We start from the raw sequence: 20,528 nt of genomic DNA, 5'->3' as shown, positions 1-20,528 counted from the left end.
GTGAGGCACGACCGCTTTTTCAGGCGCGCCTATGGCCGATGAGGGTGGTAGGTCAGAGGGCGCGCGCATGCTGCCTCTGGCGGATGACCCATCATGGTTGTTCCCGCTCTTGTGCTGCGCGGGTTTTGGGGGGCGACTAAGCTACGAAATGATCCGCAGTCCCCTGACCGCCCTCTATGCCTGGCATCTGGGGGCGCCAACGGCGGTCATCGGTCTGCTGGTTGCGGCGGCGACCATCACCGGGATTGTTGTCAAACTGCCTGCAGGTAGTCTGGCGGATCAATTTGGTTTTCGGCGGTTGATGCTGGTCGGAATGATGGTGACTGCGGTCGGGCCTTTTTTGTATCTGCTGGTGCGGATTTGGCCGCAATTGCTGGCCGTTCGTTTTTTCCATGGTTTATCCACGGCGCTCTACGCCCCCGCCGCATCGGCGCAGGTAGCCAAGTCCTTTCCGTCGCAGCGTGGGCGCAGGCTCGGTCTTTATGGGGCGGCCGAAAACGCCGGAGTCGTATTGGGACCGGTCATTGGCGCCGCAGCGATCGCTCATTTGGGTTTTGCCGCAGCCTTCGTCGTCTCGGGAGGCATTGGCCTTCTTGCACTTTTGATGATCCTGCCTTTTCCACGGGATGCGCCAGTTCATGATGGTCGGCGGTCTACCGGCGAAGTCCTCCGCGTGGCCGCCCAAGGTGTACGTCAGATCATCGGCGATCCGGCTATTCGTCTGGTTAGTCTGATAGAAGCCGCCCTCTATTTCGGCATAGGTACGCTGCAGGCGTATCTACCGCTGTATGCGCTGGATCAGCATATCCCCATCCTGAAGATCGGCTTCTTATTTGGCGCCCAGGGGATAGCGTCGATTCTCTTCCGCCCGGTCTTTGGAATGGCCTCTGACCGCGTTGGGAGAAGGCCTTTTATCGTCGCTGGGATCGGTCTGTGTGCAACGGTACTGGCAACCATCCCCCATATGGGGCAGTTCCTACCATTACTTGGCCTAAGCACGTTATTTGGATTAGGCACGGCCATGGTGACACCTGCGACGACGGCGATGATAGGAGATCTCGTCAGGTGCCGGGATTTCGGTGCGGCCATGGGCGTATTCGGTAGTCTATGGGATGCGGGACATGCCGGTGGCCCATTAATTGCGGGAGCTTTTATCGCATGGATTGGTTATCGCAGCGGATTTTCGATCATCGCCGGCGTCATGGTCGCGGCTCTGGGTATATTTCTTTGCGGCAACCGGAAAAACTCCGCAAAATAAATCCATAAACAAAGAGGGAAATAGGAATGTCAAAAGCCACGGTGAAGGTAATAAAGTATTTTTTGTTTTTTAGCATCACTCCGATGGTCGGAGTAATCATATATTTTTCATTTAAATTTTTAGGAATAGACATCAGCTTAAAATATATTTTATATTTACTAATATTGCTTCTCTTTGTGAAAATTGTTATTGGTGGAGTGATTGTCACCGCCCTTAAAAAAACTAAACCTGATTAGTACGCCAGCACACACCCGTGACTGTCGCGCATGGCGTCTATCTCGCAGCTTTTGTCTTCACAGATGTAATGGATGCCTCCCCCTACTGGACCGGCAGCGGGGAGTTTCGGAAGAGAGCCCCCGCTTGATCCGGACGGCATCAAAGTAATGGGATGAACCTCTCCTTCCCTCAGTCGTGGTCCTATGCCACGATAAGGGGTCCATTGAAGAAGGAAGATCATCCCATGAACGAGGTTAAAACCATTGGTATCGATTTGGCAAAGAATTTGTTGGCGCTTCACTGCGTTGACGCGGCCGGTAAGCCCGTATTTCGCAAAATGGCGCGCCGGGCTGACGTTGCGACGGGGGGTGGCAATGGCGGCAATGGCCGAATTCCGGTAGCTCGTGGTGCCATCACCGAACGCCCGCTTCTGGCCGACATTACTCATCCCCAAGTTGGACGGGAATGACCGGTTACGCTGCCCTGCCGCCGTTGAAGTCTGTTGGTCGGCAGCTGCATACCGCCCATTCACCCAACTATACGGTCGCTATTTTTAGTGGCTGTGGCCCTCGCATCAGTAAAATTCATCGTCGATATAATCTTCCGAAGCCAATTCGCGTCGTGCAGTCTTTATCCAGCGTTTGAGGTAGGCGGGTTGCGAAAGTCGTTTCATCTCCTGCCGTAATCCGCTAATGTCCTGTCGGGTTGCCTGAATGGTTTCCTGAATATCCCGCGACAGACCATGCGGTGAGTGTATCGCAAAAAGGGGTATACCGAGACTGCCGGCCAGATGCTGCTGAAGTGCCTGCATTTTACCTTTTAAAGTGGCCAGATGTTCCTTGAGAGCCTGGTTATACTTTTTCAAATGCGCATCGCCCAGCTTATGGACCGCTTGCGCGTCCATCAGGCCCAACTCGTGCTGGAGAGCCAGCAGTTGCAAGAGATCATTTTCCCCATAGGCCTGATTGATCCGTTGCATCAGCGCCGTTTTCTGGGCACGCATGACCGGATCCGCCTCCCGGTCGGGATGCACAGCGCTGACCAAACGCCGATAAATGCCCTGCAGGGACTGGTGGATCTGCCCCGCCTGTTCTGCCTGATGCGCTTCTTGCGCCTTTTGCCGGGCCGTTTTGGGTCTGGTACGTTGGCTTTCTCGCTGTGACTGCGTTTGTGGCGTTTCCTCTTCCGTCCATGCCTTTGGATTTTCTGAAGACCCTTTTCCATCACCCGCAGCTTCAGGGTTTAGGTTGAAAAAATCCTCCATGGACGCTTTCATCTCGGCGAACATGGCCTGTTCTTCTGCGTCGGGGCCATGCCGATCATGTATTTCTTGCAACTGTGGATCGGAGGATTCCGTCATGAGGTTCTCGGCCAAACGGGCAATCATCTGGGATAGAGTCTCGCTATCCGCTTTCCCCAGTTTCTGGGTCAGACTGATGGTGTCCAGCTGAACCAGCAGCTGAATACGCAATTGCAGATGCTGATCCCGCAACGGCAGAAGGTCCTTGAGCACACGCTGTCGCGTCGCCTCCATAGCAGCTTCCCAATCGCTCATCTGCTGGCGGGCTTTGGCAATCTGCTGGCTGAGGCGGTTAAAGTCTTTTGTTCCGGCGACAGAGAGGTGTCGGTCTGTGCCGGTGGCGTCAACACCAGCGCAGGAAATCGTAATGGGGGCATGCCGATGTCCAGAAATAGGGAAAAGGTGAACCGTGACACAAGTCTACGCCGGTGCTCTTTCATGGCGCAAACGCGCTTTCCCGGACACACCACCCTCCCGTGCGCTGTCTTTTATCTATACCGGAATAGAGGCTGATCCCGGTTATTCCAGCTTTGCTCTGGCCAGATCCGCCCATCGTGTCGTGTAGGCAGGGGACTTGTTGCCGCGTTTCATGGCCCATCCACGCGGTTCCTGCAGACCGGCCACGCCCGGCTGCAGGGTGCCGCTGCCAAAACGCGCATTCACCTGGTCCAGCGTGATCATCAATTGATTGGCGCGCGCCTCATCTTCTGCCGACGTAAAAAGGTCGGCCTGCAAGGCATCCGCCGAGGTGATCTCCAGGAGATGCACGCCCGCCTTGGCATAAGCCAATCCCGACCGATACATGTCCACCAGTGCGATGCGGCCGGCCTGCAGGAACACCCGGGTATCCTGACTGGGATGATTCAGGGCGACGGTTCTCGTGGCATGATATTGCGGTAGATGGGCCTGAAAGGGGCTGGTGTGAATAAACACCCGCAGGGCACCGGCCACCGAACCCTGACGACGCAGTTTATAGGCGGCCTTTACGGTATACAGGCTGATCGCTTCGCCCAATTCCTCTGCGCTGGTTACCGGGCGGCCGAAGGATCGCGAGGATTGAATCTCCTGCCGGGGCGGCGGGATGTCCACCATGGCGATGCAAGGTTCCCCGCGCAGTTCCCGTATGCTCCGTTCCATGAGGATACTGAAGCGCTTGCGCATCAGCGCGGGATCCGTCTGCCGGAGATCCCAGACCGTCTGAATTCCCGCCTCCTGCAATCGCGTGGTCCACTGGCGACCCACCCCCCAGACTTCGGAAACCGGCAGTTGTTGCAAGAGACGCTGCTGATCCCCTTCAGCCAGATCGTCCCACACGCAGACTCCCGCATATTCAGGCATCTTTTTGGCGACATGGTTGGCGAGCTTGGCGAGCGTCTTGGTCGCTGCGATGCCTACCCCGACCGGCAATCCCACCCATTGCCGGACTCTCTGCCGGGCCGCTTGTCCCCTGTGGAATAGTCGGTCTTGCGCAAAGCCCCGCAGATCCAGGAAGCATTCGTCGATACTGTAGACTTCCTGAATAGGGCTGAAGGTCGAAAGAATCCCCATCATGCGATTGCTCATATCGGCATACAGGCTGTAATTGCTCGACAGGGCGATGATTCCTTCCCGTTTGGCCAGCTTCTTCATCTGAAACCACGGTGTCCCCATGACCACACCCAAGGCCTTCACTTCAGCCGAGCGCGCGACAACACAACCATCATTATTGGAGAGCACCACCACGGGCCGCCCTTCCAGATCCTGGCGAAACACCCGTTCGCAGGAAACATAAAAATTATTGGCGTCTACCAGGGCAATAGCCATGGGGGCCTCAGACGCGATGCAGCACCCGGGTCACCACGCCCCAGATGCAGAGTTCTTCCCCTTCTTTGAGGATGATCGCGGGAAACTCGGGATTTTCCGCCACCAGATGCACGGCGCTGCCGATCCGGCGCAAACGTTTGACGGTGAGGTCGCCATTGATGGCCGCCACCACGATTTTGCCATCCACCGGGGTAATGGCCCGGTCCACAATGATCTCGTCCCCATCAAAAATCCCCGCGTCCCGCATGGACCAGCCGGTAACCCGCAGGATGAAAGTCGCTTCCCTGTGCTGGATCAGGTGGGTATTCAGATCAATCTGTTTTTCGACATAGTCATCGGCAGGGGACGGGAAGCCTGCGGCAATCCGGGACACCATGAGTGGAAGCGTACAGGCGCGATGATGGCCGCCCACGGGCTGTGGCGATGAGGCCAGCATGCCTTTGGCGCCCAATGTACCCTGGGATACGGGTATCGGATCACAACGCATAGGGTTGCTTCCGATCCTGGTCGTTCCCTTTTTGTTGTGCGGCGGGCGTTACCGTCATTGGGCTGGTGGCAGGCGTCCAGGTGACATGGCGGGCGTCTTGAAATACGCCGCCATTCCCGGCCGCATATTGTGGAGACTGATGGCCCAGCCAGGCGGCCAACAAAGGGGCCAGGATCAAAACCAGCAGCCATTGGGATTTCTTGATGGGTTTTGCGTTCGTTGTTTGCATCAGAATGTGCTCCGCAACCGTGTACTATATATTTATACAGTAACCGTTCTACGATGCGCAAGTATCCTCTCAACGCCAGTATTCTCAGATCATCCCATCAGTCTGGCGCCGTCCCGTTCCAAGGCAAAACCGCCTCTGGTGTATCGTAACGGGTGCTGTTCACCTGCGGAGAGACCGGAAAGCTTTCCCAGGAAAAGTCTGCAGGCCGAAAACAGGGTTCCAGGTGTGTCCGCCGCGCATGAGGATGCCACCAGAGCGGCCAATGGCTGCGATCCAGCACCAAAGGCATACGTTCATGGATGTGCTGCAAGGCAGGTAGGGCGGGGACGGTAATGATGGCGAAGGTCTCCTCGGTCTGACCTTCTGCGGTGGTGTGCTGATCCCATATCCCGGCAAGCGCCAGAATACGATGATCTTGCGCCCGGATGAGCATGGGATACTTTTCAGAAGGGTCTTCGGGGACAAAGGGCCACTCAAAATACCAGTCCGCTGGCACCAGTGCCCGCCTTGCGCGAAAGGCTTCCCGAAACAGGGGTTGGGTAGCGACGGTTTCGGCCCGCGCATTGATGGGTCGGATGTGGGTACGGGTACTCCAGCCCGGTAAAAATCCCCAGCGCATGGGTACCAACTCCAGGCCGAGATCCGGGGCCTGTCGAACGACGGGGTGTATCTGACCCGGAGCGCGATTATAACTGGGTGGGTAATCCCCGAGAACGTGCAATCTCCCCCACTCCTGCTGAAGCGCTTCAGGACTGTGAATGAAGCCATAGCGACCACACATAACGCCTCCCGACAAATACAGGCTTTGTCGGTCATGCTACCATTTTCCCAGAGTCAGCGGAGATCCGCTGCGTTCAAGAGTCTTTTTCAAATGGCTAAACCGGAGCGCCAGAAGCAGGACACCCCCAATGAACTGCTCGGTGGACTGATCGAACGGGTCACCTTTCATAACTATGGAAGCGGCTTCTGTGTGCTGCGCATCAAAGCCCGTGGCCACAAGGAATTGGTCACCGTCGTGGGGCATGCGGCCACGGTCACCGCAGGTGAATGGATCACCGCTTCAGGCATCTGGATCACCGATCGCGATCACGGCCTGCAGTTTAAAGCCGCTTTTCTGAAAATCTCCGGCATGATCCGGGGCATTGGTCCCGTCTATGCCAAAAAGCTCGTTAAAGCTTTTGGGGATCAGGTATTCACGGTGATCGAAGAAACACCGGAACGCCTGGCGGAAGTGGAAGGTATTGGCCCTATTCGCCGGGAACGCATGGTCAGCGCCTGGGCGGACCAGAAAGTGATTCGTGAGATCATGCTGTTTCTGCACACCCATGGTGTGGGTACCGCCCGGGCGGTGCGCATCTTCAAAACCTACGGCACCGATGCTGTTCGGGTCATGACGGAAAACCCCTATCGGCTGGCCCGGGATATTCATGGCATAGGCTTCAAAACCGCTGACGCCATCGCCATGAAAATGGGTATTGAACCCCATGCTCCCATTCGGGTTCGGGCAGGCATTTCCTATGCCCTCATGGAGGCACGCGACGAGGGGCACTGCGGATTACCACATGAGGAACTGATCCCTCTGGCCGAAAAGTTGCTGGAAGTCCCGACAGGCGCCATCGAAAGCGCCATTCAGGAAGAATTACGGGAAGGGGCGATCATCGCAGATCAGGTGCAGGACGCCGATTGTGTCTTCCTGGCCCCCCTTTACCGCAATGAACAGGGCATCGCCAGCCTCCTGAAACATCTACGTACTGGCAAAGCCCCATGGGCGGGCATTGCGGCCGATGCGGCTATTGATTGGGTGCAGAAGCGGCTGAACATCGCTCTCGCGGACAGTCAGCAATCAGCCATCCGTATGGTGTTGCAGGAAAAAGTGGCACTGATTACCGGCGGCCCCGGTGTGGGAAAGACCACGCTCGTGAACGCAATCCTGAATATCCTCGACGCCAAGAAACTGCGCATCGCACTGGCCGCCCCCACCGGACGTGCGGCCAAACGCATGAGTGAAACCACCGGCAAAGAGGCCAAGACCATCCACCGGCTCCTCGAAATAGATCCCAAGGGCGGTGGGTTCAAACGCAAAGAGGATTACCCCCTCGATATTGATCTTCTGGTCCTGGATGAATGCTCCATGATCGACGTGCCCTTAATGCACGCCGTCCTCAAAGCTCTGCCATCCCAGGCGGGACTGCTAATGGTGGGCGATCCCGATCAGTTGCCCTCCGTAGGCCCCGGCCAAGTGCTGGCGGATCTGATTGCCGCCAAAACCATCCCCGAAGTTCATCTGACGGAAGTCTTTCGCCAGGCGGCGCAAAGCCGGATCATTCAGGCGGCCTATCAGATCAATGCAGGGCACACGCCGGACCTGCGAAACCCGGGTGGGCTCAGCGATTTTTATTTCATCGCAGCGGATGATCCAGCGGAAGCGGCAGAAAAGCTCGTCAAACTGGTCACCACCCATATCCCACGTCGCTTCGGCCTGGACCCGCTGCATGATATCCAGGTGCTTTGCCCCATGAACCGCAGTGCGCTGGGTGCCCGCGCGCTCAATGAAGCGCTCCAAACGGCCCTCAATGGTGAAAGCACACCAACCATCGAAAAGTTCGGCCGCCGTTTCGCGCCCGGTGACAAGGTTATGCAGATCCAGAACGATTATGAAAAAGAGGTGTTTAACGGCGACATCGGATTTGTGCAAGGTGTGGACGTGGAAGAAGGCACCCTGACCGCAGACTTTGAGGGCAGAGAGGTCAGCTATGTTTTTGGGGAACTGGATCTCCTGCAACCGGCCTATGCCATCACCGTGCACAAGAGTCAGGGTTCGGAGTATCCTGCCGTGGTCATTCCCATGAGCACGCAACACTACCCCATGCTGCAACGCAATCTGCTCTATACTGCTGTTACCCGGGGCAAGCGTCTGGTCGTGCTTGTGGGTCAGAAAAATGCTGTGGCCATGGCGGCGCGGAATGGATCCGGGAAACGGCGATGGTCAAAACTGCGGGAGTGGATGCAGTAGCTTGGGACGAGTGAGGCGAATGGTCGCAATAGACTGATAGCGGCCATTGGGTTGCCCAGATGCCGGTTAGCTAATATTCGGAAATCGATCACATCATGGACGACTTGGCTCGCTGAATTGCACTATACTTTCCCCAGTACGGCATGCCAGCAGGAGAGATCACCATGGCAATGGTACGACAGGCTGTTCGCCGGGTATCCGTAATGGATACCTTCGCCGGGTATCCGTAATGGATACCTTACTATTGGGCGAGCAAAACTCACCAGACACAATGATACCCTCTGTTTGGTGGAGCTAACCGGGTGGTGACTTACAGATCCTTCGGCTCGCTCACTCAAAAGTCTCCCATATCCTCTCCCTGCGTCATCACCACTGACGCTCAGGAAGAACGTGGCTTCTGGGTTGCGAATGCAGTGCTGGTTGTGAGATCCAGGCGGCGCTCCACGTAATCATCGGCGGGAGAAGGAAATCCCGCAGCGATTTTGCTGATGAAAACTGGGCGATAACTCGGGCTCGCTGCAGGATCCGGGCAAATGACGGTGAGGCCTGCGCGTGTGAGTTTTTCGATGGTTTCTGGTTTCAGCGTCATAGCCCTGGCTCTGCGCGTTGTAGGCATAGGTTCCCACGGCCTGAGCTTCGCAACAAGTGGAGTTGGTCTGCTATTGCTGTGTGGCCTTTTCCTTCTTTGGCGCATCGGGGACCTTATGCGAAAACTCGACAACATCTCCCAGTTCCATCACCTGATTGGGCGGGAGCCGGAAAAAGTCGGTGGCATTGGCGGAAATGCGGAGCATGATGGCAAACAGGTGTTCTCTCCTTAAAGAAAGCGGCGCCTTGGCGGTCGGAATGACCCGTTGGCGAGAAACGAAATAAGTGGTATCCAATGGATTCCATAGGTTGTCTGAATTTTCAGCAGATTTCAGAATCTCAGGAATGTCTGGGTGTTCCATGAATCCATAACGGGCAGTGAGTCGGCGCACCCCCTGCCCGTAATCCAGCACTACCACGCGGTTCGCGGGAAGGACGCGGGGTTCCTCCTCAAATTTGATGGTGAGGATGATGACTCGTTCATGAAGCACCTTGTTGTGTTTCAGGTTGTGCAGCAAGGCATGCGGAATGGCCTGCTCGCGCATGGTCAGATATACCGCAGTGCCCGGGACACGGATAGGATCGCCAGGGGTGACGCCGCTCAGAAAGTCTTCCACCGAAAGGGCATCCGGGTACAGTTTGCGGGCGAGAATTCCTCGTCCCCAGCGCCATGTCGACATGGTGGTGAATACCGCCAGGCCGATTGCCAGAGGAAACCATCCCCCCTCTACGAATTTCAGCAGATTCGCGCCGAAAAAAACGCCGTCCAGCAGGACAAAGAAACCGCAGAACAGGCCCGCTTTCCACAACGACCATTTCCAACTGTGGCGGGCGACGAAGAAGACCAGGATGGTGGTCATCAACATGGTGCCGGTAACCGCCGTACCATAGGCGAAACTCAGCGCGTTCGAAGACCTGAACCAGAGGATCACCACGATAACCGCCACCATCAACAGCCAATTAAGCAGGGGGAGATAAATCTGTCCGCGTTCGGATGCCGACGTGTGAATGATGGCCTGCCGTGGCAAATATCCCAACAGCAGCGCCTGTCGTGTCGCCGAGTAGGCTCCGGAAATTACCGCTTGTGAGGCGATCACCGTGGCGATGCCAGATATCACCACCATAGGTATGGTTGCCCATGCGGGGAAAAGCATGAAAAAAGGATTCTGGATCGCTGAGGGATCAAGTTCCAGCAAGGCGCCCTGGCCGAGATAGTTGAGGGCCAAGGCGGGCAGCACCAAAAAATACCAGGCCATGCGGATAGGCCGCGCACCAAAATGACCCATGTCGGCGTAAAGCGCCTCCGCACCGGTGACGGCGAGGACGACGGCGCCCAGGATCACTAACCCACCAATGCCGTGTATTCCGAAAAATTGCAGGGCGTACCACGGGTTGAGCGCAATCAGCACTTGCGGATCTGCGACGATCCAGGTGAGCCCCGAGCCGAAAAGCAGTAAAAACCATACCAGCATGCTCGGACCAAAGAGGTGGCTGATGGCCGCCGTACCGCGTCGCTGGACCATAAAAAGTCCAATGATCACTCCCAGCGCCAGAGGGATAACCAATGGTTTCCATGCGGGGGACGCGACCTCCATGCCTTCCATGGCCGACAGCACTGAAATGGCCGGCGTGATGACACCATCTCCGTAAAAAAGAGCCGCGCCCAAAAGCCCGATACTCAGTATCCACCAGCGCAATCGATTGGAGTGCCCGGTTGCATGAGAGGCCAAAGCGGTCAGCGCCATGACGCCGCCCTCGCCTTGATTGCTCGCCCGCATGATTACCCAGGCGTATTTGACGCTCACGACCAGCACCAGGGTCCAGAAAATCAGGGAGAGAATACCCTGGAGATTTACCGCGGTAGGTTGCAGGGACATGGCGGACAGACAGGCGCTGAGAGTATACAGCGGACTCGTGCCGATATCCCCGAAAACCACACCAAGAGCGGCCATGGCCATCAGCGGAAGGGTTGCACCACCCTGCAAGGGTTTCTTCTGATCAGCCATAACATCCTCATGAAAAGACTGGCGGCGAAGAATACCACCATACCTGCCGTGATGTGGGGGTTCTGTTTTTTAGGCGCTCAAATGTCGATCCACACCCGCTCCGACGCACGGGTCACCGCCACATAGAATGCGCGATGGTACTCGTCAGCGCCAGCCTTCCTCACCATGCTATACAGGTCGTTCAGGTCCACGATAGCATAATGGAACGTGCTGCCCTGGGACTTGTGGGCTGTCGTGCGTTGACATTTGATGGACGTTGAGTTGTGATAACCTGACTAACGTTTCGAGATTGGAGTGCTGTGCGCGTTTTTCGCCTGTTCGTTCACCGGATAGCTTTTATGGTCTTGCTTCTACTGTTGCCTTGGATGTTGGCACCCGTAGACGCTGCTCCGGTTCTGTGCGCCCTGTCGATGACAGGGGTGGCCGCACACGGCACACAAATGCCGCGTTGCGAACAGGCCCTTGGTGTTCCGGCCCAGCAGCAAGGAGCTTGCCTAACTGCTTGTTGCCACCACGATATGATGACGCCGGTAGCGGAGGGTGCCCACAACGTCACCCCCGCCATGTCAGCCTTCGCCGTTTCCGTTGCATCCTGGATCACCCTCTCTTCTCCTAAGCCCGTTCCACACTTTCTCCGCGTTGCAGCCCACACTGGTCTTCCCCCACTCTCTGCAGTTCGTTTTCTCATTTAGCCTCCTGCCTGAATCCGTAGTCCTGCGCACATAGTCGCGCCGGACAGGAAATTCGCGTCTTCGGCCCTAACTCGGGCCGTATGTGGAGGCTATATGAGCGATGTGCAAAGAAGTTCTGGAAATAAATATTTTCTAACGTGGGTTGCGGCTATTCGCAGGGGCTCAGGGCCACTCTCCCTTCCCGTCATGCTGATGATGGTGTGCGGCCCTTATGCCAGTGCCGCCCCATTGAGCCTGCAGAGCGCGGAAGCGATTGCCCTGCGGCAAAATCCCGGTCTCGGCGCCCTGACCCAAAAGATTGCGGAATTGCGGCACAAAGCCGTGGCCGTTGCCCAGTTGCCCGATCCGCATCTTGATCTCGGTGCCGCAAACCTGCCCCTCAACAGCTTCTCCATGAACCAGCAGCAGATGAGCATGCTGAGCGTGGGCCTGAGTCAGACTTTCCCCTCTTTTGGCAAACTGGGGCTGGAAGGACAGCAGGCGGGGATTGAGGCCCAGGCGGCCGCCGACACCCTGCGCGGCCAGTCCGCCGAGCTGGTGTTGTTGCTGCGCCGTGCCTGGCTGCAAGCCCTTTATACCGAAAATGCCATGGTCACGGTCCGGCATCAGGAACAGTTGGAGGCCGAAAGTGTGCAAGCGGCACTGGCGCTCTACCGGTCCGCTCAAGGGTCACAGGCCGAGGTACTCCGTGCCCAACTGGCGCGCGACAGTTTGGCCAATGACATCACCAGATTGCAAGCAGAGCAGGCAAGCGATCTGGCGCAAATCGCCCAGATTCTGAATCTGCCGGAACCGCCGTCCATAGAAAAGCAATGGCCGAATCTGCCGCCACCCCCCACTCTTGCCGAAATGGAAGCCCGACTTTCCGGCCAGCCCCTCCTGCGCGCCGCCCAGGCGCAAACCCGTGCCGCGCAAATGGGCGTGCAGGTAGCCAAAACCGGCTATTGGCCGGACGTCACCGTCAGCGTCGGTTATGGCCAGGATTTCTACCCCGGCAGCCCCAACTGGCTGTCAGCGGGGGTTAACCTGAGCCTGCCGATATTCCCGGGGGATCGTCAGGACCAGGACGTTGCCGCCGCCCAGGCCAGGGCCCAGCAGGCGCAATATCGCTATGACGATCAACACCTGGCCCTGACCCAGCAGGCGCGCGCCGCCTTTGCCCGCTATGAATCCTACAAAATCCAGTTGCAGCGCATGGATCGACAACTGCTGCCCACCGCACGGAATGCCTTTTCCGCAACGCTCGCCGCCTACTCGGCGGGCGCGCCGGACTGAACACGGTGTTGCGCACCCAGAAGGAAGTGCTGGACTACGCCCTGACCCGCCTGCAATACCGCCGCGACCTGGCCATCAGCGCCGCAGAACTGGATTTCCTCACCGCCCAAGGAGAGATGCAACCATGAAGTCACGCAACTGGATCATCGGCATGGGTCTGCTCGTCCTTGGCGTAGTCCTCGGGCTGGGGTGGTGTGGTGGTTGCGGGCGCCGCCCTGCCGCGGCATCGAGCGCCAACGTCGCCGCAACCCATCCTCAGGAAAGTACCCCCAAGGGACGGCACATCCTCTACTGGGCTGCCCCCATGGATCCCAAAATCCATTCGGATCACCCGATGAAGGACAGCATGGGGATGGCATATATCCCGGTCTATGCCTCCAGCCCGAACGCAAAAAAAGAGTCCGGTCTCAGCATCGATCCGCGCCTGGCGCAAAACCTGGGGGTGCGCCTTGTAGCGGTGCAGCGCCGTCAGATGGGGCATGCCATCCATACCGTGGGCACCGTGGCAGTGGACGAGAACCGGGTCTATTCCGTCACGCCGCGTTTCTCCGGCTGGGTGACACGCTTGCACGTCCGTGCCGTGGGTGACCCCGTGCAGCGCGGCCAGGTGCTCGCCGAGATATATTCTCCCGAGCTGTATAGTGCCCAACAGGAATATCTCATTGCCCGCCGCCAGGGTGGGACGACGGAAGACCCGGCACTGCTGGCGGCCGCCAAGGCGAGATTGCGACTGCTGGGCATGCCGGAAAATCAGATCGCGGCGCTCGCCCGGCACGGCACGGCGGAGCGGGACGTGCCGCTCATGGCGCCCGCTTCCGGGGTGGTCGAGACCCTCAATGTGCGCCAGGGCAGTTATGTCTCGCCGCAGACGAATCTCTATGAAATCGCCAACCTCGACCGGATATGGGTCAATGTGGCGCTCTATTCCTACCAGTTACCGTGGGTACATATCGGCGATGCCGTGCGCTTGCATCTGCCCGCCTATCCCGGCAAATCCTGGGAGGGACGCCTGAACTTTCTCTACCCGACACTGGACCCCAAAAACCGGACGGTAACGGCCCGGCTGAGTTTTCCCAATCCCGGCGGGATGCTACGCCCCGGCACTTATAGCGACGCCACGGTTCTGGCCAGCGCTGCGGAGACTCTGGCGGTGCCCAGCAGTGCCGTACTGCGTACCGGTCAGAGAGATTACGTGATGCTGGGCGAGGGCCAAGGACACTTCCTGCCGGTACAGGTCGCCCTGGGGCCGGAGGCCGACGGTTGGGTAGCCATCGACAAGGGACTCAAAACGGGTGACCGGGTAGTGGAAAGCGCCCAGTTCCTGCTCTATTCCGAATCCCGGTTCCAGTCCGTCAAGGCCCGTATGTTAGGGGGTAACACGGCGTCCACCAAGAGCGCCATGGCCGGGATGGATATGGGTCCAGGAGGGCAGTCTCATGATTAGAGCACTCATGCGATGGTGTATGGCAAACCGCGCACTGGTCGTGATCGCCGCCTTGGTGCTGATTGCCAGCGGTCTGTTGGCGATGATCGATATCCCCCTGGAGGCTATCCCCGACATTTCGCCCACCCAGGTCATCGTCAAGACCTCCTACCCTGGTCAGGCTCCGCAGATTGTTCAGGATCAGGTGACCTACCCCCTGGAGACCACCCTGCAGGAGGTACCCGGTGCCCAAGCCGTGCGCGGCTACTCCATGTTCGGGGACTCCTATGTCTACGTCCTCTTCAAAGGGGGCACCAGCATCTATCAGGCCCGCAATCTGGTACTCCAATACCTGAGCCAGGTGCAGTCCAAGCTGCCGCCGGGGATCACCCCGGCCCTGGGGCCGAACAGTTCGGGGGTGGACTGGATCTTCGAGTACGCCCTCAGCGATCCCGGCGGGACCTTGAATCTGGCCCAGCTCACCACCTTGCAGAACTGGTTTCTCAAGTACGAACTACAGGGCATCTCCGGCGTTGCAGAGGTGGCCACGGTGGGGGGCATGGTGCAGGAGTACCAGGTGGTAGTGGATCCGCAGAAACTCCTCGCCTACCACCTGACCCTGCCGGAAGTGGAGGCCGCCATCCGTGCCGCCAACGGGGAGACCAGCGGCTCGGTGGTGGACATGGGAGAAGCCAGTTATATCGTCCGTACCTCGGGCTATATCCATTCCCTGAAAGATTTGGAAGATGCATCGCTGGCTGTACGCAACGACGTGCCCATTACGCTGCGGCAGGTGGCCCGTGTGCAGTTGGGCCCGCAGCTGCCCAATGGCATCGCCGATCTCAATGGCCAGGGCCAGGTGGTGGGCGGGATCGTGATGATGAACCAGGGCGGCAACGCCTATGCCCTCATCCACCAGATCGAGCGCAAGCTAAAGGACATCCAGCCCTCCCTGCCCAAGGGCGTGCAGGTCGTCACTACCTATAGCCAAGCCCCGCTTATCCGGCACAGCATTCACACCCTGACCGGCAAGCTGCTGGAAGAATCCCTGGCAGTGGCACTCATCTCCCTGCTCTTCCTGCTGCGCGCGCGTTCGGCGCTGGTGGCCCTCGTCGCCCTGCCGCTGGGAATACTGGCCGCCATCCTCATCATGTGGGCCATGGGTGTCCCCGCCAACATCATGTCCCTGGGCGGCATCGCCATTGCCATCGGCGTGATGATGGATGCCCCCGTGGTCATGATCGAAAACATGCACAAGCATTTGGAACACAACCCCGGCGTCGACCCCTGGGCGGCGGCGATGGCGGCGGCGGCGGAGGTCGGTCCGGCACTGTTCTTCTCGCTGATCATCATCGCCGTTTCCTTCCTGCCGGTCTTCGCCCTGGGTGGCGAGGAGGGCAAGCTCTTCGCGCCGCTCGCCTTCACCAAGACGTTTTCCGTGGCCGCCGCCGCCCTCCTTTCGGTCACCCTGGTGCCCATTTTGATGGCCTGGTTCATCCGCGGCCGCATCCGCCCTGAAAACAAAAACCCCCTGAATCGGGTCCTGGCTTTCCTCTACCGTCCGCTCATCCACGCTGTCCTGCGCGCCCCCTGGATCATTTTGATCCTGGCCCTGCTGCTCACGGCCACTCTCTTTTATCCCTGGAACCGCCTGGGATCGGAGTTCATGCCGCCGCTGAACGAAGGGACGCTGCTCTACATGCCGGTCACCCAGGACCCGGCGGTTTCCATTGGCGAGGCGGCGATGATCTTGCAGCAGACCGACCGCATCCTCAAGACTTTTCCCGAGGTAAAAACGGTTTTTGGCGAGGCGGGACGGGCCCAGACGGCGACAGACCAATCGCCCCTGTCCATGTTCGATACAGTGGTGAACTTGAAGAATCCCGACCAGTGGCCAGCCGGGATGACGATGCAGAAGCTGCAAAGCAAGATGAACAAAGCCATGAGCATTCCCGGCCTGTCGAGTATCTGGACACAGCCGCTCAAAGGACGGGTGGATATGCTGACTACCGGTCTGCAGACACCACTAGGCATTAAAATCGGCGGAACGAATCTCGATACCCTGAACCGCCTGGGGCAGGAACTCCAGACCGTCCTGCGCAAGGTACCCGGTACCCAGAGCGCCTATGCCGCTCGGGTCACCGGCGGCCGCTACATCGTCATCCACACCGATCGCGCCAAGGCCGCCCGTTATGGCCTTTCGGTGGCGGATGTGAACCGTCTCGTGGAAACGGCCATCGGTGGCAAGGTCCTGACCACCGCAGTACAAGGGCTGGAACGCTTCCCGGTGGATCTCCGTTACCCCCGGGAACTGCGCCAATCCCTGTCCACCCTGATGGAAAGCCGCATCGCCACGCCCAGTGGTGCCCAGATCCCTCTGGCCCAGGTAGCCGATCTCCGCATTGAGGGGGGCCCCGCCATGCTCACCAGCGACAACAGTCGTCTGAACAGCTGGGTCTACATCGATCTGAAGCCCGGCACCAACATCGGTGCCTATGTGCCCCGAGCCAAAGCAGCCATTGCGAAAGCTGTCAGTCTCCCGGGAGGTTATACCGTCTCCTGGGTAGGCCAGTATCAGGTCATGGAGCAGGCCGCCAAGCGCCTGGAACTGGTCATTCCCGCCGTCATTCTGCTGATCGCCCTGCTCCTCTACTTCAATTTTAAAAACTGGGTGGAGGTGACCATCATCCTGCTGACTTTGCCCCTGTCTCTGGTCGGTGGTTTCTGGCTCATCTATTGGCTGAATTACAAGCTCTCGGTGGCGGTGGCAGTGGGTTTCATTGCCTTGGCGGGCGTGGCGTCAGAATTCGGGGTGGTGATGCTTCTCTACCTGGACCAGGCACTCCTCCGGCGGCAGGCCCGTGACGCCTTGCGGACCTGGCATGACCTTCAGCTTGCCGTCATCGAGGGGACCATGCTGCGCCTACGGCCCCTGGCCATGACCTTGACCCTGGTGGTGGGTGGCCTCTTACCCATCATGTTCAGTCATGGCGCCGGTGCCGATGTGATGAAGCGCATTGCCGCCCCCATGGTGGGCGGCATGTTCAGCGCCGCGTTACTGGCGCTGCTGGTAATTCCCGCCCTTTACGCCCTGTGGCAGAAGCGGCGATTGGGCCTACGATGATGAGACTACGGATGAGGAGGAAGTAATGATGTTGGCAACGGACACCCGCTATATCCTGCACCCTGTCTGGGACCCGCTGCTGCGGGCACTGCATTGGTGGATGGCGCTTGCCATGATGGCGCAATTCACCTCAGGCGCGACCCTCCTGGCCCTGGGTAATGACATGTCCGACGCCCTGATGGGGAAGATCGACATCATCCATTATGTCGGCGGCTATGCTTTCGCCGCCGGGCTGGTGGTGCGCATCATCTGGCTCTTTGTCGGCCCTCCGACGGCGCGCTGGCGCGACCTCCTGCCCCTGACGTCAGCCCAGCGCCGCATCTGGCGGGAAACCCTCTCCTGTTATTTGAGCGGCTTCCGACGCCCGATTTCTCCCTATCGGGGGCATAACGCTTTCGCTGGCCCCGCCTATCTTGCCTTTTTCCTGATTGCCGTGGTGCAGATCGCCTTGGGAATCAGTCTCTCGCTCATGCCAGACAGTGAAGCGATGAACTCCCCGTTGATGGTGATGCATGAATGGGGATTCTTTCTGCTGCTTGCCTTCGTCATTGTCCATGTGGCGCTCGTGATCGCGCACGAGGTTGCGGGCCGCCACGGCTTGATATCGGCCATGATCCACGGTCACAAGGGGTTCACCGAGTCGGAACACCAAGCCCTTCATGCCGATTGGGACGCTGCGTTCGGTGTCCAGGCAGACCTGAGCGGCGGGACGAAAGGGCTGGACGATATTACTTCAAATAACGGAGATGTCACGAAAACCAGGCATGAGTGATGGGTAGGCGAGTGGTACGGACGGTCAAATTCGCCATGGGCGGAAAGGAAGGGCACCGGAAATTGTAGTCATAACCAAGTGCTTAATTTTTGATAAACGAACAGTTCAACAACAGCAAGGAGACAAACATGAAACGTTTTCATCTCACCCTCATCCTGGCGTGTTCGGCGGTGGTCACGCTTCCGGCATATGCGGCCACGGGCAACATGCCGGGCATGGACAATATGGGCACCGTATCAGGCCAAGCGACCAAGGCCCAGACCTTCATGGGGCAGGGCAAAATCAACAGCATCAATCCCGCTGCGAACATGGTCAATGTCGCCATGGGCCCCGTCAAGGCCCTTGGCTGGCCCAGTATGTCAATGAATTTCCTGCTCCAGAACAAGGCTATGCTCAACGGCTACAAGGCTGGAGAAATGGTGAAATTCAGTTTCGCAAAGGATGCTGCCGGGGGGTACATCATCACCAGGATCACGCCGGTCAGACAATGAAAATACGGAGTAACCCTGTAATCCGGCACATCGGGGAACACCATGGGGATATTATCGAGTTATATCATCCACTGGATTGCCACTAAATTTAGCTGAATAAATACAGTAGGATTCACCATGACACTGGGAACATCCCACCAAGAAATATGCAAAGAAAGTCAGATCATGACGATCAGATTTCGCCATGCTGCCCTGCGGGGTTTTATGATGACGATTCTTATGACCGCGCCATTATCTGCCTATGCACGCGAAGATCATGCGCCAACCAATCCAAGGTATGAGACAAAAATACTGACAGATAAAGCAGAATATTTGACACACACCATGATTGTACAGATCAAGGATGGTCACTGGACGGAAGTCGTGAAGGACGCCCGAAAGATTGCCGAGATTGGCAAACAAATACAGGCAATAAACGCTTATTGATGTAGCCGCTGGCGCCATCAGGCCTTCATGGCGGGCGGAGCGATAGCATCTACTGGCCGGATGGCTTGGTGTAACGGGATGATGCCTTTGTGGGGAAGGGATGATCGGGCGGAAAATTGGTCGTGGCGCTGAAGGCAAAATTCCCGTTATTTTGGCTGCTGAAAGTTAAAGGTGAGGAATGAATACATGCTTAATCCTAAAAACAGCAGTTCCCGTTCGCTGAAATCAGGAGATTCACCTGATAGGATGGAGTTTTTCGTTGTGAAGATGGTCACCCAACGGCTGACCACTTGGCGGTTTGCTTCTCATGGTCTTTGGGGGTGGAAACACACTTGGACGGGCACGGACTGCTTGCGGTGCTACTGCAGAACCGCAAGCCCACCCCCTGTCATCGGGTAAAGGCTGCGCGGGATACAGCCAGCAGTGCGCTGCCGCTTATTGGCGTAAGGCAAAATCACCATAACGGATTTTAGAGTTATTTTGGTGAGGTATTCGGGTATATATTCGTCGAACAGCCGGTGCAGAGGTTACGCTACCGCCAGGTACAGCAAACTCAAGGGATACCACAAATGGCTAATTGCTGTGAAGACAAAAGCTGCGAGATGGACGCCATACCGATCCCGTGGCCACAACCTAAACATGAGTTCCAGTTGGCTGTGCTCTCGAAATGACTTGATCGCCAATGTCGGTGTCTTACTCGCCGCCAGCAGGATCAGCACCACCGGGTGGCCGACCGCTGGCGGATCCATCAGCTACGGGAAGCATTGATTCAGAGCCCGTCCTTTTGGAAACGGCTCTGGCTCTTTCTCATTCTCATCGGGCCAGGAATTCTCGTTATGATCGCGGACAACGATGCCGCATGGGGTGATAACCTATGCTCAAACCGGCGCCGCCTACGGAATCGAATTTTTCATTCCGTTTCTCATCCTCATGGTCCCCGTGGCCTATGAGGGATCGGGACATAATCGCGGAATTATGGTCGTTGATTGCTGCTCTTGACGCACATAGCTGGCGTACCCTCTCAAAAACCTGCGGGGAGCCAAGTCCAGCGTCCCATAACATTACCATGAACCCGGAAAAATCAGCTGTTCCAACCTCTGCTGGGCAGATGGCACAAGACAAAATGGTATCAATTGTCCTGACAATGCAACCACCCCATCGCCTAACGAGGCATAGCAAAACGGTGGGTGCGACAATTTGCCGCATGTAAAAATATTCGAACCAGATGTAAGATTATCCACTTCGGGACGATAAACTTGGTGTCTGTTGGCAATAATCAGCGCGGGCTATAGCTTTAACAGCGTCTTTGGTGTCGTGCTGCGGTGAAGATTGGATTCCAGATCCGACCTGGGAGGTGGACGGTCCCGCTACTGTGGCCAAATACGCCGAACTTCTTTTGATGGTTAGCCGTAACGAAGCAGTCAA

Annotated in this window: 15 protein-coding genes and 1 pseudogene; 9 read left to right on the top strand and 7 right to left on the bottom strand. The window is 57.6% G+C overall.

Annotated elements, in window-relative coordinates; genetic code table 11:
• Nucleotides 1-31: 31 nt before the first annotated feature.
• Together H2515_RS15375 and H2515_RS15370 are read left to right on the top strand one after the other, a co-directional pair.
• Nucleotides 32-1,258 carry an MFS transporter gene (locus H2515_RS15375; RefSeq protein ID WP_198660548.1) on the top strand — a complete coding sequence of 409 codons (1,227 nt, stop codon included), beginning with the start codon at nucleotides 32-34 and terminating at the stop codon, nucleotides 1,256-1,258.
• Nucleotides 1,259-1,718: 460 nt separating this feature from the next.
• Entirely contained in the window at nucleotides 1,719-1,943 is a 225-nt protein-coding gene (locus H2515_RS15370; RefSeq protein WP_198660547.1) for a hypothetical protein, read from the top strand.
• A 105-nt stretch (nucleotides 1,944-2,048) separates the two neighbouring features.
• On the opposite strand, the gene H2515_RS15365 is transcribed toward H2515_RS15370, so the two are convergent.
• The 5 genes from H2515_RS15365 to H2515_RS15345 form a co-directional block, all read right to left on the bottom strand.
• Nucleotides 2,049-3,029 (bottom strand): J domain-containing protein, encoded by a 981-nt coding sequence (locus H2515_RS15365; protein ID WP_232821448.1) that lies wholly within the window; start codon nucleotides 3,027-3,029, stop codon nucleotides 2,049-2,051.
• Nucleotides 3,030-3,293: 264 nt separating this feature from the next.
• On the bottom strand, nucleotides 3,294-4,577 hold the full coding sequence (locus tag H2515_RS15360; protein WP_198660546.1) for a Y-family DNA polymerase: 1,284 nt from the start codon (nucleotides 4,575-4,577) through the stop codon (nucleotides 3,294-3,296).
• A 7-nt stretch (nucleotides 4,578-4,584) separates the two neighbouring features.
• Nucleotides 4,585-5,064 carry a LexA family protein gene (locus H2515_RS15355; protein ID WP_010642674.1) on the bottom strand — a complete coding sequence of 160 codons (480 nt, stop codon included), beginning with the start codon at nucleotides 5,062-5,064 and terminating at the stop codon, nucleotides 4,585-4,587.
• Nucleotides 5,054-5,293, bottom strand: coding sequence for a hypothetical protein (locus tag H2515_RS15350; protein ID WP_014028193.1), 240 nt, complete (start codon nucleotides 5,291-5,293; stop codon nucleotides 5,054-5,056). Before H2515_RS15350 ends, H2515_RS15355 begins: the two co-directional genes overlap by 11 nt.
• 97 nt (nucleotides 5,294-5,390) lie before the next feature.
• Nucleotides 5,391-6,074, bottom strand: coding sequence for an SOS response-associated peptidase (locus H2515_RS15345; RefSeq protein WP_198660545.1), 684 nt, complete (start codon nucleotides 6,072-6,074; stop codon nucleotides 5,391-5,393).
• Nucleotides 6,075-6,164: 90 nt separating this feature from the next.
• On the opposite strand from H2515_RS15345, the gene recD2 reads away from it, so the two are divergent.
• Nucleotides 6,165-8,306, top strand: a complete 2,142-nt coding sequence (recD2, locus tag H2515_RS15340) for an SF1B family DNA helicase RecD2 (RefSeq protein WP_198660544.1) — start codon at nucleotides 6,165-6,167, stop codon at nucleotides 8,304-8,306.
• A 659-nt stretch (nucleotides 8,307-8,965) separates the two neighbouring features.
• Here the strand turns inward: recD2 and H2515_RS15335 are convergent.
• Both H2515_RS15335 and H2515_RS16595 read right to left on the bottom strand, forming a co-directional pair.
• Entirely contained in the window at nucleotides 8,966-10,900 is a 1,935-nt protein-coding gene (locus H2515_RS15335; RefSeq protein WP_198660543.1) for a potassium transporter Kup, read from the bottom strand.
• A 77-nt stretch (nucleotides 10,901-10,977) separates the two neighbouring features.
• Nucleotides 10,978-11,091: a hypothetical protein gene (locus tag H2515_RS16595; protein ID WP_408626792.1), complete on the bottom strand. Its 114-nt coding sequence runs from the start codon at nucleotides 11,089-11,091 to the stop codon at nucleotides 10,978-10,980.
• A 594-nt stretch (nucleotides 11,092-11,685) separates the two neighbouring features.
• On the opposite strand from H2515_RS16595, the pseudogene H2515_RS15325 reads away from it, so the two are divergent.
• From H2515_RS15325 to H2515_RS15300, 6 genes and pseudogenes are all read left to right on the top strand, one after another.
• Nucleotides 11,686-12,995, top strand: a pseudogene (locus tag H2515_RS15325) (TolC family protein).
• Entirely contained in the window at nucleotides 12,992-14,311 is a 1,320-nt protein-coding gene (locus H2515_RS15320; protein WP_198660542.1) for an efflux RND transporter periplasmic adaptor subunit, read from the top strand. Before H2515_RS15325 ends, H2515_RS15320 begins: the two are co-directional and overlap by 4 nt.
• Nucleotides 14,304-17,414: an efflux RND transporter permease subunit gene (locus tag H2515_RS15315; protein ID WP_198660541.1), complete on the top strand. Its 3,111-nt coding sequence runs from the start codon at nucleotides 14,304-14,306 to the stop codon at nucleotides 17,412-17,414. Before H2515_RS15320 ends, H2515_RS15315 begins: the two co-directional genes overlap by 8 nt.
• A gap of 25 nt (nucleotides 17,415-17,439) precedes the next feature.
• Entirely contained in the window at nucleotides 17,440-18,186 is a 747-nt protein-coding gene (locus tag H2515_RS15310; protein WP_198660540.1) for a cytochrome b/b6 domain-containing protein, read from the top strand.
• Nucleotides 18,187-18,314: 128 nt separating this feature from the next.
• Nucleotides 18,315-18,677, top strand: a complete 363-nt coding sequence (locus tag H2515_RS15305; protein ID WP_198660539.1) for a copper-binding protein — start codon at nucleotides 18,315-18,317, stop codon at nucleotides 18,675-18,677.
• A 117-nt stretch (nucleotides 18,678-18,794) separates the two neighbouring features.
• Nucleotides 18,795-19,103: a hypothetical protein gene (locus H2515_RS15300; protein ID WP_010642724.1), complete on the top strand. Its 309-nt coding sequence runs from the start codon at nucleotides 18,795-18,797 to the stop codon at nucleotides 19,101-19,103.
• Nucleotides 19,104-20,528: the final 1,425 nt, after the last annotated feature.

It is taken from the genome of Acidithiobacillus ferrivorans, from assembly GCF_016250455.1.
Lineage (GTDB): Bacteria > Pseudomonadota > Gammaproteobacteria > Acidithiobacillales > Acidithiobacillaceae > Acidithiobacillus > Acidithiobacillus ferrivorans.
Note: the sequence above shows the minus strand (reverse complement) of the source record. Positions and strands in the feature narration are given on the sequence as shown.

What these genes read in the sequence shown, in the direction of transcription:
- H2515_RS15375 (WP_198660548.1), top strand. Translation starts at nt 32, where the DNA reads ATGGCCGATGAGGGTGGTAGGTCAGAGGGCGCGCGCATGCTGCCTCTG.
- H2515_RS15370 (WP_198660547.1), top strand. Translation starts at nt 1,719, where the DNA reads ATGAACGAGGTTAAAACCATTGGTATCGATTTGGCAAAGAATTTGTTG.
- H2515_RS15365 (WP_232821448.1), bottom strand. Translation starts at nt 3,029, where the DNA reads ATGAGCGATTGGGAAGCTGCTATGGAGGCGACGCGACAGCGTGTGCTC.
- H2515_RS15360 (WP_198660546.1), bottom strand. Translation starts at nt 4,577, where the DNA reads ATGGCTATTGCCCTGGTAGACGCCAATAATTTTTATGTTTCCTGCGAA.
- H2515_RS15355 (WP_010642674.1), bottom strand. Translation starts at nt 5,064, where the DNA reads ATGCGTTGTGATCCGATACCCGTATCCCAGGGTACATTGGGCGCCAAA.
- H2515_RS15350 (WP_014028193.1), bottom strand. Translation starts at nt 5,293, where the DNA reads ATGCAAACAACGAACGCAAAACCCATCAAGAAATCCCAATGGCTGCTG.
- H2515_RS15345 (WP_198660545.1), bottom strand. Translation starts at nt 6,074, where the DNA reads ATGTGTGGTCGCTATGGCTTCATTCACAGTCCTGAAGCGCTTCAGCAG.
- recD2 (WP_198660544.1), top strand. Translation starts at nt 6,165, where the DNA reads ATGGCTAAACCGGAGCGCCAGAAGCAGGACACCCCCAATGAACTGCTC.
- H2515_RS15335 (WP_198660543.1), bottom strand. Translation starts at nt 10,900, where the DNA reads ATGGCTGATCAGAAGAAACCCTTGCAGGGTGGTGCAACCCTTCCGCTG.
- H2515_RS15320 (WP_198660542.1), top strand. Translation starts at nt 12,992, where the DNA reads ATGAAGTCACGCAACTGGATCATCGGCATGGGTCTGCTCGTCCTTGGC.
- H2515_RS15315 (WP_198660541.1), top strand. Translation starts at nt 14,304, where the DNA reads ATGATTAGAGCACTCATGCGATGGTGTATGGCAAACCGCGCACTGGTC.
- H2515_RS15310 (WP_198660540.1), top strand. Translation starts at nt 17,440, where the DNA reads ATGATGTTGGCAACGGACACCCGCTATATCCTGCACCCTGTCTGGGAC.
- H2515_RS15305 (WP_198660539.1), top strand. Translation starts at nt 18,315, where the DNA reads ATGAAACGTTTTCATCTCACCCTCATCCTGGCGTGTTCGGCGGTGGTC.
- H2515_RS15300 (WP_010642724.1), top strand. Translation starts at nt 18,795, where the DNA reads ATGACACTGGGAACATCCCACCAAGAAATATGCAAAGAAAGTCAGATC.